At 61.9% G+C, this 14,587-nt stretch carries 13 protein-coding genes and 1 riboswitch; of the genes, 6 read left to right on the plus strand and 7 right to left on the minus strand.

Going from position 1 to position 14,587, the window contains the following annotated elements:
* Window position 1 precedes the first annotated feature (1 nt).
* Together epd and tkt are read right to left on the minus strand one after the other, a co-directional pair.
* On the minus strand, window positions 2-1,051 hold the full coding sequence (epd, locus tag NR164_RS03945) for an erythrose-4-phosphate dehydrogenase (protein ID WP_256822326.1): 1,050 nt from the start codon (window positions 1,049-1,051) through the stop codon (window positions 2-4).
* A gap of 209 nt (window positions 1,052-1,260) precedes the next feature.
* Complete coding sequence (gene tkt / locus NR164_RS03950; protein ID WP_017844956.1) at window positions 1,261-3,258, minus strand: transketolase; 1,998 nt, start codon at window positions 3,256-3,258, stop codon at window positions 1,261-1,263.
* A gap of 259 nt (window positions 3,259-3,517) precedes the next feature.
* Between tkt and NR164_RS03955 the strand changes: the two genes are divergently transcribed.
* From NR164_RS03955 to NR164_RS03975, 5 genes are all read left to right on the plus strand, one after another.
* Window positions 3,518-4,513, plus strand: coding sequence for a metalloregulator ArsR/SmtB family transcription factor (locus NR164_RS03955; protein ID WP_026139787.1), 996 nt, complete (start codon window positions 3,518-3,520; stop codon window positions 4,511-4,513).
* A 19-nt stretch (window positions 4,514-4,532) separates the two neighbouring features.
* Window positions 4,533-5,723, plus strand: a complete 1,191-nt coding sequence (gene metK, locus NR164_RS03960; RefSeq protein WP_017844958.1) for a methionine adenosyltransferase — start codon at window positions 4,533-4,535, stop codon at window positions 5,721-5,723.
* A gap of 219 nt (window positions 5,724-5,942) precedes the next feature.
* Complete coding sequence (locus tag NR164_RS03965) at window positions 5,943-6,293, plus strand: DUF1090 family protein (protein WP_046487951.1); 351 nt, start codon at window positions 5,943-5,945, stop codon at window positions 6,291-6,293.
* 99 nt (window positions 6,294-6,392) lie between these two features.
* Complete coding sequence (ligB, locus tag NR164_RS03970) at window positions 6,393-8,054, plus strand: NAD-dependent DNA ligase LigB (RefSeq protein WP_256822327.1); 1,662 nt, start codon at window positions 6,393-6,395, stop codon at window positions 8,052-8,054.
* 39 nt (window positions 8,055-8,093) lie between these two features.
* Window positions 8,094-8,489 carry a DUF1090 domain-containing protein gene (locus tag NR164_RS03975; protein ID WP_017844961.1) on the plus strand — a complete coding sequence of 132 codons (396 nt, stop codon included), beginning with the start codon at window positions 8,094-8,096 and terminating at the stop codon, window positions 8,487-8,489.
* A 5-nt stretch (window positions 8,490-8,494) separates the two neighbouring features.
* On the opposite strand, the gene NR164_RS03980 is transcribed toward NR164_RS03975, so the two are convergent.
* Window positions 8,495-8,944 (minus strand): cytochrome c, encoded by a 450-nt coding sequence (locus NR164_RS03980; protein WP_017844962.1) that lies wholly within the window; start codon window positions 8,942-8,944, stop codon window positions 8,495-8,497.
* A gap of 129 nt (window positions 8,945-9,073) precedes the next feature.
* On the opposite strand from NR164_RS03980, the gene NR164_RS03985 reads away from it, so the two are divergent.
* Window positions 9,074-10,258 carry a murein transglycosylase A gene (locus tag NR164_RS03985; protein WP_046487957.1) on the plus strand — a complete coding sequence of 395 codons (1,185 nt, stop codon included), beginning with the start codon at window positions 9,074-9,076 and terminating at the stop codon, window positions 10,256-10,258.
* Between the two features lie 53 nt (window positions 10,259-10,311).
* Here NR164_RS03985 and NR164_RS03990 read toward each other — a convergent pair whose 3' ends face one another.
* The 4 genes from NR164_RS03990 to NR164_RS04005 all read right to left on the minus strand — a co-directional run bounded on the left by NR164_RS03990 (window position 10,312) and on the right by NR164_RS04005 (window position 14,272).
* On the minus strand, window positions 10,312-10,698 hold the full coding sequence (locus tag NR164_RS03990; RefSeq protein ID WP_046381781.1) for an MAPEG family protein: 387 nt from the start codon (window positions 10,696-10,698) through the stop codon (window positions 10,312-10,314).
* 180 nt (window positions 10,699-10,878) lie between these two features.
* On the minus strand, window positions 10,879-11,766 hold the full coding sequence (locus NR164_RS03995) for a formate/nitrite transporter family protein (protein WP_128192445.1): 888 nt from the start codon (window positions 11,764-11,766) through the stop codon (window positions 10,879-10,881).
* Window positions 11,767-11,837: 71 nt separating this feature from the next.
* On the minus strand, window positions 11,838-13,769 hold the full coding sequence (locus NR164_RS04000) for a patatin-like phospholipase family protein (protein ID WP_256822331.1): 1,932 nt from the start codon (window positions 13,767-13,769) through the stop codon (window positions 11,838-11,840).
* Window positions 13,770-13,867: 98 nt separating this feature from the next.
* Window positions 13,868-14,272, minus strand: a complete 405-nt coding sequence (locus NR164_RS04005; RefSeq protein ID WP_017844967.1) for an acyl-CoA thioesterase — start codon at window positions 14,270-14,272, stop codon at window positions 13,868-13,870.
* 198 nt (window positions 14,273-14,470) lie between these two features.
* A riboswitch (S-adenosyl-L-homocysteine riboswitch) is annotated at window positions 14,471-14,577 on the plus strand.
* The last annotated feature ends 10 nt before the right edge of the window (window positions 14,578-14,587 follow it).

Here is a 14,587-nt window from a genome sequence, read left to right on the forward strand (position 1 = left end):
GCTAAAGTTTTGGAGAGGCTGTTTGCAGATAGTGCTCTGCGACGTCCAGCATTCGGTTGGCAAACCCCCATTCGTTGTCGAACCAGGCCAGGATATTCACCAGCCTCGGGCCGGAAACGCGGGTCTGGCTGGCATCGACAATCGCCGAATGCGGGTCATGGTTGAAATCACAACTGGCGTGGGGCAACTCAGTGTAGGCCAGCAAACCTTTGAGCGGGCCGCTGGTGGCGGCGTCGCGCAGAATCCGGTTGACCTCCACCGCATCGGTGTCGCTGACGGTTTGCATGGTGATGTCCAGGCATGAAACGTTCACCGTCGGCACCCGCACGGCTTTGGCCTGAATTCGCCCGGCAAGTTCCGGCAACAGCCGTTCGATGCCACGCGCCAGACCGGTGGACACCGGAATCACCGACTGAAACGCCGAACGCGTGCGGCGCAGGTCTTCATGGTGATACGCGTCGATCACCGGCTGGTCGTTCATCGCCGAGTGGATGGTGGTGATCGACACGTAGTCCACGCCGATCGCCTGGTCCAGCAGGCGCAACAACGGCACGCTGCAATTGGTGGTGCAGGAAGCGTTGGACACCAGCCGCTCAGCGCCGGTCAGGCAATCCTGGTTGATGCCGTAGACGATGGTGGCGTCGACATCCGCCTCGCTGGCCATCGGCTGGGAAAACAGCACACGCGGCGCGCCGGCATCGAGAAAACGCTGGCCGTCGGCACGGGTGTTATAGGCACCGGAGCATTCCAACACCAGGTCGACGCCCAGCGCCGCCCAGTCGATGCCCTCGGGGGTGGCACTGCGCAGCACTTTCACGCAGTCGCCCTTGATATGCAGACAATCGCCTTCCACCCGCACTTCGCCGGGGAACCGGCCGTGGGTGGAGTCAAAGCGTGTCAGGTATTCGATGCTGGCCATGTCGGCCAAATCGTTGATTGCGACAATCTCAAACCCGGCCGTCGCCCCTCGCTCGAACAGAGCACGCAAGACGCAACGACCAATACGGCCGTAGCCGTTGAGTGCAACTTTGTAGGGACGCGGTTGGGGCATGGGGTTCTCGCAGTGTGGGCGACACAAACCATCTAACCAATGTAGGAGCGAGCTTGCTCGCGAAGATCGTCAACGATAACGCAGCGTCTCTGGTTTGACGCGGCGCTCTCTCGTTCTTCGCGAGCAAGCTCGCTCCTACAGTGGGTGCGATGGGCAGTCGCCACCGCACATCTGTGTGCAGCAGCCAGTTGGCCACCGCGTTCGCGCTTTTAGTCTTCCAGCAGCTCTTCAGCCTGACCCAGGATGTTTTCCAGGGTGAAACCGAACTCTTCGAACAAGGCTGGCGCCGGCGCCGACTCACCGTAGGTGGTCATGCCGATCACGCGGCCTTCCAGGCCCACGTACTTGTACCAGTAGTCGGCGTGAGCCGCTTCGATGGCGATACGCGCGCTGACCTGCAGCGGCAACACCGATTGCTTGTAGTCGGCGTCCTGGGCTTCGAACACGCTGGTGCAAGGCATGGACACCACGCGCACGTTGCGGCCCTGGGCAGTCAGCTTGTCGTAGGCCTGAACGGTCAGGCCGACTTCGGAACCGGTGGAGATCAGGATCAGCTCCGGCTCGCCGATGCAGTCCTTGAGCACGTAGCCACCACGGCTGATGTCAGCGATCTGCGCGTCAGTGCGAACCTGATGTTGCAGGTTCTGACGGGAGAAGATCAGCGCCGAAGGGCCGTCCTTGCGCTCGATCGCGTGTTTCCAGGCCACGGCGGATTCGACCGCGTCGGCTGGGCGCCAGCAATCCAGGTTCGGCGTGGTGCGCAGGCTGGTCAATTGCTCGACCGGCTGGTGGGTCGGGCCGTCTTCGCCCAGGCCGATGGAGTCGTGGGTGTACACGTGGATCACGCGTTTCTTCATCAGCGCGGCCATACGCACTGCGTTGCGCGCGTATTCCATGAACATCAGGAAGGTCGCGCCGTAAGGCACCAGACCGCCGTGCAGGGACACGCCGTTCATGATCGCGCTCATGCCGAATTCGCGCACGCCGTAGTACATGTAGTTACCGCTGGCGTCTTCGGCGGAGACACCTTTGCAACCTTTCCACAGGGTCAGGTTGGAACCGGCCAGGTCGGCCGAACCGCCGAGGAACTCAGGCAGCAGCGGGCCAAAGGCGTTCAAGGTGTTCTGGCTGGCTTTACGGCTGGCGATGGTCTCGCCCTTGGCTGCGACTTCGGCGATGTAGGCCGAGGCTTTTTCCGCGAAGTCGGCAGGCAGGTCACCGGCGAGGCGGCGTACCAGCTCATTGGCAAGCTCCGGGAATTCGGCGGAGTAGGCGGCGAAACGCTGGTCCCACTCGGCTTCGGTGGCCAGGCCTTGTTCCTTGGCGTCCCATTCGGCGTAGATGTCGGCCGGGATTTCGAACGGGCCGTAGTTCCACTTCAGCGCTTCACGGGTCAGGGCGATTTCCGCGTCACCCAGCGGGGCGCCGTGGCAGTCTTCTTTGCCTTGCTTGTTCGGCGAGCCGAAACCGATGGTGGTCTTGCAGCAGATCAGGGTCGGCTGCTCGCTCTTGCGGGCGGTGTCGATGGCGGTCTTGATTTCTTCCGGGTCGTGGCCGTCGACGTTGCGGATCACCTGCCAGTTGTAGGCTTCGAAACGCTTAGGGGTGTCGTCGGTGAACCAGCCTTCGACTTCGCCGTCGATGGAGATGCCGTTGTCGTCGTAGAAGGCAATCAGCTTGCCCAGGCCCAAGGTGCCGGCCAGGGAGGCGACTTCGTGGGAAATGCCTTCCATCATGCAGCCATCACCCAGGAATACGTAGGTGTGGTGGTCGACGATGTGGTGGCCGGGGCGGTTGAACTGCGCGCCCAGGACTTTTTCAGCCAGGGCGAAACCGACGGCGTTGGCCAGGCCTTGGCCCAGGGGACCGGTGGTGGTCTCGACGCCTGGGGTGTAGCCGAATTCCGGGTGACCCGGGGTACGGCTGTGCAACTGGCGGAAGTTTTTCAGATCGTCGATGGTCAGATCGTAGCCGGTCAGGTGCAGCAGCGAGTAGATCAGCATCGAGCCGTGGCCGTTGGACAGCACGAAGCGGTCACGGTCGGCGAAAGACGGGTTGGTCGGGTTGTGTTTCAGGTAGTCACGCCAGAGTACCTCGGCGATATCCGCCATGCCCATCGGGGCACCGGGATGGCCGCTGTTGGCTTTTTGCACGGCATCCATGCTGAGGGCACGAATGGCGTTGGCACGCTCACGACGGCTGGGCATCGCTGTTCTCCTGAGGGTTGAATAAAAGAAACGGAAAAAAGGACCGGCATTTTCCCTCAGCCACCGCCTGCGGGCAATGACAGATAGTCACTTGAGGGCGTTTTTCCTGTGGTTTGCGCGGCAATCGCCTGCAGAACCCTGCCGCCGCTTCGTCTAACGGGAATAGCGCTCGCTTATAACCGCCATTTATCGACCAATATCAAAACTTTTTGATATTGGCCTTGCGATGATTTCCACCCGTCACTAGACTGCTGGCCTTATGAACTTACCCGTGCCCTCCCTGCGTCCCGACGATGGCGATGAACTGGCTGCCTTATGCAAGGCCGCTGGCGATCCGTTGCGCCTGAACGTCTTGCGGGTGCTGGCCAACGATTCCTTCGGCGTGCTGGAACTGGCGCAGATCTTCGCCATCGGCCAATCGGGCATGAGCCATCACTTGAAGGTCCTGGCCCAGGCCGACCTGGTGGCCACCCGCCGCGAAGGCAATGCGATTTTTTACCGCCGCGCCCTGCCCCACACCGAGTTGCTCGGCGGCAAGCTGCACAGCGCGCTGCTGGAAGAAGTGGACAACTTGAGCCTGCCCGGCGACGTGCAATCACGCATCGGCCAGGTTCACGGGCAGCGCGCGGCGGCCAGCCAGGACTTTTTCTCACGGGTCGCCGAGAAGTTTCGCGCCCAGCAAGACCTGATCGCCGGCTTGCCGCAATATCGCGAAAGTGTACTGGCGTTGTTGGACAAGCTGAGCTTCAGTCATAAAGCGACGGCCCTGGAAGTCGGGCCTGGCGATGGCGGCTTTTTGCCGGAACTGGCGCGCCGCTTTCAACAGGTCACGGCGCTGGACAACAGCCCGGCGATGCTCGAACTGGCACGCCAGCTGTGCGAGCGCGAGGCCTTGGGCAACGTCAGCCTGCAGTTGGCCGATGCCCTGAATGACACCAGCCTGCGGGCCGATTGCGTGGTGCTGAACATGGTCCTGCACCATTTCGCCGCCCCCGCCGACGCCCTCAAGCAGATGGCGAATTTGCTGCAACCCGGCGGTAGCCTGCTGGTTACAGATTTATGCAGCCACAACCAGAATTGGGCCAGGGAGGCCTGCGGTGATCTCTGGTTGGGTTTTGAACAGGACGATCTGGCCCGTTGGGCCACCGCTGCGGGACTCGTTCCCGGGGAAAGCCTCTATGTAGGTTTACGTAATGGTTTCCAGATCCAGGTCCGCCATTTTCAGCGACCGGCTGGCGACACTCACCATCGGTAAATATCAGGAAAACATCGAGATGAGCGAATACTCCCTTTTCACCTCCGAGTCCGTGTCTGAAGGGCATCCGGACAAAATCGCCGACCAGATTTCTGATGCGGTGCTGGACGCCATCATTGCTGAAGACAAGTTCGCCCGTGTGGCGTGCGAGACTCTGGTGAAAACGGGCGTGGCGATCATCGCCGGCGAAGTCACCACCACGGCCTGGGTCGACCTGGAGCATATCGTCCGCGAGGTGATCACCAACATCGGCTATAACAGCTCCAACGTCGGCTTCGACGGCGCGACCTGCGGCGTGATGAACATCATCGGCAAGCAGTCCCCGGACATCAACCAGGGTGTCGACCGCGCCAAGCCAGAAGACCAGGGCGCCGGCGACCAGGGCCTGATGTTCGGCTACGCCAGCAACGAAACCGACGTGCTGATGCCAGCGCCGATCACCTTCTCGCACCAACTGGTGCAGCGCCAGGCCGAAGCCCGCAAATCCGGCCTGCTGCCGTGGCTGCGTCCGGACGCCAAGTCCCAGGTGACGTGCCGTTATGAAGGCGGCAAAGTGGTCGGTATCGATGCTGTCGTGCTGTCGACCCAGCACAACCCGGACGTTTCCTACGCCGACTTGCGCGAAGGCGTGATGGAGCTGATCGTCAAGCACGTGCTGCCGGCTGAACTGCTGAACAAGGACACCCAGTTCCACATCAACCCGACCGGCAAGTTCATCATCGGTGGCCCGGTGGGCGACTGCGGCCTGACCGGGCGCAAGATCATCGTCGACAGCTATGGCGGCATGGCCCGTCACGGCGGTGGCGCGTTCTCCGGCAAAGACCCATCCAAGGTTGACCGTTCGGCGGCCTACGCCGGTCGCTACGTGGCCAAGAACATCGTCGCCGCTGGCCTGGCCGAGCGTTGCGAGATTCAGGTGTCCTACGCCATCGGCGTGGCCCAGCCTACGTCGATCTCGCTGAACACCTTCGGCACCGGCAAGATCAGCGATGACAAGATCGTCAAACTGGTGCGCGAGATCTTCGACCTGCGCCCTTACGCGATCACCACCATGCTCGACCTGCTGCACCCGATGTACCAGGAAACCGCGGCCTACGGCCACTTCGGCCGTACCCCGGCGCAGAAGACGGTCGGCGACGACACCTTCACCACCTTCACCTGGGAAAAAACCGACCGCGCCAACGACCTGCGTATCGCTGCCGGCCTGTAATCGCTTGCGCTACCCAAAGCCCTGCCGGGTTCGCCCGGCGGGGCTTTTTATTGTCGGGCGATTCGCGTCGGTGTTCACATTTTTTGGATCCAAACCTTGCAGGCTAAATAATGGCCCACTAGAATCCGCGCCCTCTCGGGCCCTCCACCTTATTCTGGATATTGCACTGCGCCGGCCCGGGACTCATCAGCGCGCAGGCAATCGGACATTGAGGTTTTCATGCATATTTCCAAGCTCGCCCCTGCCGCCCTGCTGCTCAGCCTGTTTGCCCTGCCGGTGAACGCCGCCGACCTGAGCGCACTGAGTGGCGCACTGAGCTCCCAGCTCGGTGGCGGCAACTCCGGCGACTGCCAGCAGCATGCCAAAGACCTGCAAACCAAGATCGACGCGGCCAATGCCAAGAATGACGCGTTGAAAGTGAAGGCCTTCGAAGCCGCGCTGGAGCAGGTCAACAAAGGCTGTAACAAACTCGCCGAGTCCCAGGCCAACGTCGATGCCAAGCAGCAAAAGCAGCAGGCCAAGGCAGAAAACAACGATGCCGTGAAAGCCCTGGGTGGTCTGTTCAAGTAAGCAGAAACACCCGGTAAAAAGCCCCGCTCTGTCGGGGCTTTTTTGTGGGCGCGAAGATCCCTTAGGCTGAACGCCCCTTACCGAGCAAGGATGCTCCCGATGCGCTTGCTGATCGTTCTTTTACTCAGTGTTCTAACCGGGTTGGCCAGGGCTGAAGAGTGCCCCGATGACGCACGGGCACAAATCGGCCCGCTGGCTCGGCAAATCAGCCTCTGGGACGACAGTTACCACCGGCTCGGCCATTCGCCCATCAGCGACGAACTCTACGACCAGGCCCGCCAGCGCCTGGCTCACTGGCAACGGTGTTTCCCGCAACCGGCGGCGGTGGCCGACAAGCCTCTGGCCAGCTCACGGGGCACCTCGCCGCACCCGGTGGCCCATACGGGCCTGGACAAATTGCTCGACGAACACGCCGTCGGCGAATGGCTCCAGGTTCGCCAAGGTGTGTGGGTCCAGCCCAAGGTCGACGGTGTCGCCGTGACCCTGGTGTACCGCCAGGGGCGCCTGCACCAAGTGATCAGCCGGGGCGACGGCTTGCTCGGCCAGGACTGGTCGGCCTGCGCGAAAAAAATCCCCGGCATCGTCCAGCAACTACCGGAGCCCATCGACCTGGTGCTGCAAGGTGAGCTCTATTGGCGTCTCGACGACCATGTGCAATCAAGCCTGGGCGGGCTCAATGCGCGCAGCAAGGTGGCCGGTTTGATGAACCGTCGACAGTTGAGCGACGCCGAGGCCGCCGGGATCGGTCTGTTTGTCTGGGCCTGGCCCGATGGCCCGGCGGACTTCACCGAGCGCCTGGCCACCCTGGCAGGTTGGGGCTTCATCGACAGCCAACGCTACAGCCGGCCCATCCAGGACATCGTCGGCGCCGCCCGCTGGCGCACCTACTGGTACAACCATCCACTGCCTTTTGCCAGTGATGGCGTCGTGCTGCACCAGGCCACGCGCGCACCCGCCAAGCGCTGGCAGGTCAGTGCGCCTTACTGGGCAGTCGCCTGGAAATACCCCGCCGCCAAGGCTCTCGCACTGGTACGCAAGGTGCAGTTCAACATCGGCCGCACCGGGCGCATCACCCCTATCCTGGAACTCGAACCGGTGCGCCTGGACGACCGGCAGATCAGCCGCGTCAGCACCGGCTCCCTGCAACGCTGGAAAACCCTGGATATCCGCCCCGGCGATCAGGTCGCCATCAGCCTCGCCGGCCAGGTCATCCCGCGACTGGACGAGGTGGTCCTGCGCAACGAGACCCGAGTGGACATCCAAGTCCCCAACGCCCGGGACTTTCACGCCCTGAGTTGCTGGCAACTGGACCCTGGCTGCGAAGAACAGTTGCTGTCGCGCCTGACCTGGTTGAGCGGCAACCAGGGCCTGGGCCTGCCGCATATGGGCCGGGAGACGTGGAACGTATTGATCCAGGCCGGTCTAATCGCAGGCTTCCTCGATTGGTTGACCCTCGATGCGGCAGAGCTTGCTAACATTGAGGGCTTCGGCGATCGCAGCCGTGCGCGGGTGCTCGACAGTATCCAAAGCGCGCGGCAACGGCCTTTCGCTCAATGGCTCAAAGCCCTGGGTGTACCGCCTGCGGCACGCAATAACCTGGAAGGCGGCTGGCAGGCGCTGGTTGCCAAGGACACCCAAGCCTGGCTGGCCCTGGATGGCATCGGCCCGGGCCGCGCGGCGCAACTCAGCGCTTTTTTTCGCGACCCGCAGATACAGGCTTTGGCTGAGACACTACGCGTGGCCGGAATAGACGGGTTTTGAACCCGACCCGGCCATCAGATTGCGACTTTGGAGCTCCATATGAAATTTTTAGCCCCTTTTGCCCTGCTGACCGTCGCATGCTTCATGGCGACGCCGCTGCTGGCAGCCGAAGAAGCAACCCCGCTGACCGGCTGCGCCGCCAAGCGCCAGGCCATCAGCACCCAGATCGAACAGGCCAAGGCCCATGGTGACAGCGCGCAACAGGCCGGCCTGGAGAAAGCCCTGAGCGAAGTCACGGCCAACTGCAACGACGCGACCTTGAAAAAGGAACGCGAAAACAAGGTGCTCGACGCCAAGCATGACGTCAGCCGCCGTCAGGCCGACCTCGACAAGGCGATGAAAAAAGGCGACGCGGACAAGATCAACAAACGCAAGGACAAACTGGCCGAGTCGCGCAAAGCACTGCAGGATGCGGTGGAAGAACTCGACCAGTAAACCGGTCAGTGGTCCCGGAACTGCTTATGACAGGCGCTGCAGGCATCTTCGACTTTCTGCACTGCAGGCGAAAGGTTACTGGCCTTGTAAGGCTGCACCTGGCTTGCGATCACCAATTCACCGGTGGCCGCTTCGAGGTCGCGGGCCATTTGCTGGAATTGCGCCTGTTTTTGCCAGACGTCGTCCTTGGCGCTGGTGTGGTCTTCCTCACGCACGCTCGGAAAATGCTTCCATGGCTCATGGGACAACGCATCGAGCTTGACCGCGCCTTCGGCGAACTTCGCGCCGTCGAACGGGATGCGCCCACGCAACATGCCACCCAGGTCTTCGCCGGTCTTGAGCATTTGCTTGAAGATCGCTTTGCGCTGGCCCAGGGGCGAATTCGGATCAACGCCGCCACAGGCGGACAGCGCCAGGCAGGCCAGCAGTACAACAGTCAGTTTTTTAAAAGTCATGGTGGCTTCGAGGTCACGGGAAACGGCGGCCAGTATCCTCGCCCCACCCGCAAAGACCAATAGCCCTATTAACGATAAGGGTTGCCCAAACGCGTCGACGCACGGGCAATCGCTTCAGGAATTGCTTGTATGAATATCGCTTTGAAACCCTGGAGCCGCCGTCTGGCGTGGGCTCTACCGATGATCGCGGTGCTGGCCGGCTGCGATGCGGGCAAGGACACGCACAAAGATGAAACAATCAAACCCCATGCGGTGGCCACCTATGTGAACGCACCGTGGGAAGCCCTGCCGGCGGTGTCCGACAGCGAACTGCTGGCCGGGTTTGAGTCCTGGCGCAGCGCCTGCCAACGCCTCAAGGCTGACCCGGTGTGGGGCACGACCTGCGCGGCGGCAACGGCGGTGCCAGGCGATGCCGCGGCGGTTCGCGGTTTTCTCAAGGAACGCCTGGACGTATTCGGCCTGCGCTCGGCCGACAACACACCGAATGGCCTGATCACCGGCTACTACGAACCCGTCTACCCCGGCAGCCTGACCGAAACCCCCACCGCCCATGTGCCGGTGTACGGCGTGCCGGACGACCTGATCATCGTCAACCTCGAAAGCATCTACCCGGAACTCAAGGGCAAGCGCCTGCGCGGCCGCCTGGAAGGTCGTGTACTCAAGCCGTATGACGACGCCAGCACGATCAACGGCCAAGGCTCCACCGCCAAGCCGATCGCCTGGCTGACCGACCCGATGGACCTGCAGTTCCTGCAGATCCAGGGTTCGGGGCGGATTCAACTGGCAGGCGGGCGCCAATTGCGCATCGGCTATGGCGACCAGAACGGCTACCCCTACCGCCCCATCGGCCGCTGGCTGGTGGAGCAAGGCGAGCTGAAGAAAGAAGACGTAACCATGGGTGCCATCGGCGCCTGGGCCAAGGCGCATCCGCAGCGCATTCCGGAACTGCTGGCGAGCAACCCCAGCTACGTATTCTTCAGCGCCCGCCCCGACAGCAACGAAGGCCCTCGCGGCTCGCTGAACGTGCCGCTGACCGCCGGCTACAGCGTGGCGGTGGATCGCAAGGTGATTCCGCTGGGCAGCCTGCTGTGGCTGTCGACCACACGCCCGGACGGTGCGCCGATCGTGCGCCCCGTCGCCGCGCAGGATACCGGCGGCGCAATCACCGGCGAAGTGCGCGCAGACTTGTTCTGGGGCACAGGGGCGGCCGCAGGCGAACTGGCAGGGAATATGAAGCAGCAGGGGCAGATCTGGATGTTGTGGCCAAAGGGCGCCGCATTACCCCAGGTACCGGATGCCCCGGCCGGCACCTGACAGACGCTGATCGACAGTGTGGGGCAAGCCAGCCCCCACACTGTCGATCAGCGTTAGATCGAGACGAAGAAGAAACTCGCAATCAGCGCCATGCCCACCGCCCACACCAACGAGCGCAGGATGGCCCAGTCCGCCAGGTAGCAGATGATGTACAGCAGGCGGCTGGTGATAAACAGCACCGCGAGGACATTGATCGTGACCAGTTCGGCGGTGCCGGCCAGGTGCGCGATGATCACTGCGGCAGCAAACGCCGGGGTCACTTCAAAGCTGTTGAGCTGCGCGTTATGGGCGCGTTTGGCGAAGCCTTCCAGGGTATCGAGGAAGGCACGCGGGTCATGGTTCTGCCGTGGCCCGAACTTGCCGCCACTGAATTTGGCCACACCGGTACACAGGTACGGCAGAAAGATTGCAATCAATACACACCAGAAAGCGACAGTCATCACTCATTCCTTTTTTGGTTTTATCAAGGCGATCAACGCTTTATCACGAACATGCCGACCCGCATCCAGCCACAGGCTCTGCGCCCAACCGCATGGCCCAAAGCACCCAAGCGTAGCTCATCAAAACGCACACCCCCAACCGCCATGGGTTCTGTGTCGGCAGCGCGTTGATTCTGCCGCTCACTGATTCTTATTGATCCGCTGCGGATGCCTCGGGTCCGCTGCAACCTTACCCGGCAAGCTGCTTTCGCTGCGGATCTGCGCATGACTGATCAGCGCAAAGATACAGCTGCCGCCAATGATATTGCCGGCCAGGGTCGGCCCGGCGAATATCAGCCAGAAATCCTTCCACGGCAGTTCACCGGCAAATACCAGGTAAGACACTTCCGCCGAGCCGACCACGATGTGGGTGAAATCCCCCAGCGCCATCAAGTAGGTGATCAGGATGATGATCCAGAGCTTGGCGCTTTCCATCGACGGAATCATCCACACCATGGTGGCGATCATCCAGCCGGAAACGATGCCCTTGGCAAACATCTGGCCGGGGGCGTTTTCCATGACTTTGCGTCCGATCTCAAGGAAGGCCTGGTCGGTCTTGGTATCGAAGATCGGCAGGTGCAGCATCACATAAGCCACCAGCAAGGTGCCGCACAGGTTACCCACCAGCACCACCGTCCACAGCCGCAGCAAGCGCCCGGCATTGGCCAGGGTCGGTTTGCTCATCACCGGCAGCACTGCGGTCAGGGTGTTTTCGGTGAACAACTGCTGACGCGCGAGAATCACCGCCAAAAAGCCCGCGCAGTAACCGAAACTGGCAATGACTTTGAACCCTTCGCCGTCCGGCAGGCGCGAGTTGAGCAGGCCCATGCCCATCAGCGACAGGCCCATGGTCAGGCCGGCCGCCAGCGCCGACCACCACAATGCCGCCACCGTGCGCTCCAGTTCCTGATCGCCCTGGGTGCGGATGATTTCATGCAGCACCGCCGCGCGGGGTGGCTGGTTCTTGTCGACGTCGTGCTGCTCTTCCTTCGACAGGTTGGGGGTCTTGCCGTCGTCGTGCGTGGCCATGATGCTCCAGAGTCCAAGGGGTGCCTGTAGCTACGACAGGCTGGAGCGATGGCTGTTCAGTGGCCAGGCAACTAAACCGGAATGCGCCAGGCCTTGGCCATCTCCACCGTGGTCGAGCTGAACGGTTTTGACCAGGGCTTGTTGCGTGCGCCGTAGTGCCGAATGATCTCGTCGAGCACCCGGTTGAACGCCGCGGGGGTGGTCGCCTTGGCCAAATCCGCCGCAGCGCGTTGCAGCAGGTCGACATTGGCGTCGGTCTGGCCCGGCCGGTACAGCGATGGGTAGATGACCTCGCGGGTGAAGTTTTCGGCCTTTACCGCGATGTCGCGCCGTTTCATTTCGGCGACCGCACTGGCCATGACGCTGGACATCGGCGAGGCGCCCGAAGCCTGCTTGGCCGCCACCTGCAACAACTGCTGAAAATTGCGCTGCCCCGCAGCATTCAATCGACGCCCCAGCCACTCGACGTGCTCAGGCCGGCTGGCGAGCGCATCCAGGTTACGCAGCGCGGCAGACAACTCAGGTGTGAAGATCAAGGTGTCGTGGGCCTGGTTCACCTTGGCAATGGCACTGTCCAGGGTTTGCAGCGCTTGTTGTGCGTTCTGTCTGAACATCAACACCGCGGCGGCGGCCGGGTCTTTCTGCAAGGTTGCTTGCGCACTGGCCAGCATCGCATCGTCCATTGCCAGCACCGCGTCATCCAACGAGGCGAACGTGTGATGCTCGCGCACCGTGTCGCGTTGTTCCAAGTGCGCCGCCACGGTGTTGCGCGCCTGTGCCTGCAGATGCTGCTTGTCTTGCGCGCTCATGGTGAAATTCACGGTGCCGTTGAGCGTGCCGCGAAAGTCCCCCTTATCCGTCTTCAGCGGCAGGACCACGGTCTGCTCGGCAAACGCCTTGAGCCGCTCATTTTGATAGGCTTCGGCGGACGCATGGGGCGTTCCCGTCAGCTTGTCGACGAGGCTGCTGAAGAAACCGCCGCCTTTTTTCGGCGTCGCTGCGTCTTCGGCTTCAAACTTGACGATCAGAGACTCGTGCTGGCTCAACGGGCTTTCTGCAAACGAGGGCTCGATCACCCCGGGGGCCGGCGTGTTGAGCAGCAGGCCGCCGTCCTGGAAGGCAGTGGCTTCGGCGGTTTCCTGGAAGGCATGCCCCTGCTCGGCAGGGCGCTTGAAAAGCACCGGCAACGACGCCGAAATGTGTGCGGCGCGGGCGATGTCCATGTCCGGGGTCAGGCTGGCGTTGAACGTCACCAGTTGCGGGCGGCCGTCGAACATCCCTGTGCCGGTGATATTGAGCGGTTTGATCGCCGGGATATGTCGGTTCAACACCTCAAGATCGCGAAACGTCGGAGCCTCGCCGGCGCTGAGCCGGTCGGCGATTTTCATGACTTCACCAGGCCGGGTGGCCCTTGGCGTAGCGGCGATATGGGCAAGGACCGATTGGCGCGACTCATTGCGCAGCAATTGCTCCAAGGGACGCGCCTCGGTTTGCAGGCGCGGCATCATGGTCAGCAACAATTGAGAGATATTGCCCGCCGGGCCTGGCAAGCGCCGGGTGAGTTTGCCCAGGCGAGCACTGGCCTCTTGTAGCCAGGCCGTCAACGGGTCGTCGCTGTTCAACAGGCTCGGCAGGTCGATGCGGTTCGATAGCTTGCCGAAGACCTCGGCGTTCATGCCGCTGGCGAGCAACGAGGCAGAAATCGCGCCGGCGGATGAGCCGGAAATAACCTGGATACCTTGTAGCTTCCCACTGTCCTCCAGCGCCTGCACCATTCCCGGATAGGCAATGCCTTTGGCACCTCCGCCGCTGAGCACCAGATGGCTGGGCGGTGGCGGCGACAACACCACCTCCACCTGGCCGTCAATATTGCGGGAAAGACTCAGTTTGCGCGGTCCCGCGGCCTCAACCAACGTGGTTTTCACGTCTTGGCTGAGGGGGGCTTGCGATGACTGGAGCGAAAGCGGCTGCATCTGCTCAGCCGGATTGGACGACACTTTCATACATAGGCTCTCGATACAGAACGTAGTCCTGAGTCGTGAGAAAGCCTGGGAAAGATCCACGCGGAATGATTTGGTAAAGCAATCAAACCGCTGTGCGGTTACGCAGGAGGGCTGTCTTCCTTGAACTGGTCTTTCACGTATTTGATCTCGGTCCGGCCGTGAGGCGCGGGCAAACCGTCTTCGCCGAGGTTGACGAAGACCATTTTTTCCACGGTGAGGATGCTTTTGCGGGTGATCTTGTTGCGCACTTCACAGGTCAGGGTGATGGAGGTGCGGCCGAAATCGGTGGCGGTGATGCCCAGCTCGATGATGTCGCCCTGGCGCGAGGCGCTGACGAAGTTGATTTCGGAAATGTACTTGGTCACCACGCGCTGGTTGCCCAATTGGACAATCGCGTAGATGGCTGCTTCCTCGTCGATCCAACGCAGCAGGCTGCCACCGAACAGGGTGCCGTTGGGGTTGAGGTCTTCAGGTTTTACCCATTTGCGGGTGTGGAAGTTCATGGTCACTCCAAAGCGTCTTGCCGAATGATGGGCAATATCATGGCAGAGCCTGGGCGCAAGCTCTATGCGCCATTGCCTATCGCCCCCATGCGGGATCTTCATATCGCCGACAGAAAGGCTTGGGAAGTGCCGCGTACACAGCTATAATCGCACCCGCTTCAAAACGGTCATCTTCAGTTGATACCGTTCTCCCGCCACCTGTCCGAGGGGCGCTGCAGCAGGTTAGACCTGTCAGGCTCGGATGGGGCGTTGTCCGGCCTGGTTGTCCTGGCCTGATACTAAACGCACAACGGCGCCCATTCGCACACTACGAAT

It is taken from the genome of Pseudomonas sp. Pse79 (genome assembly GCF_024519615.1).
Taxonomy (GTDB): domain Bacteria; phylum Pseudomonadota; class Gammaproteobacteria; order Pseudomonadales; family Pseudomonadaceae; genus Aquipseudomonas; species Aquipseudomonas veronii.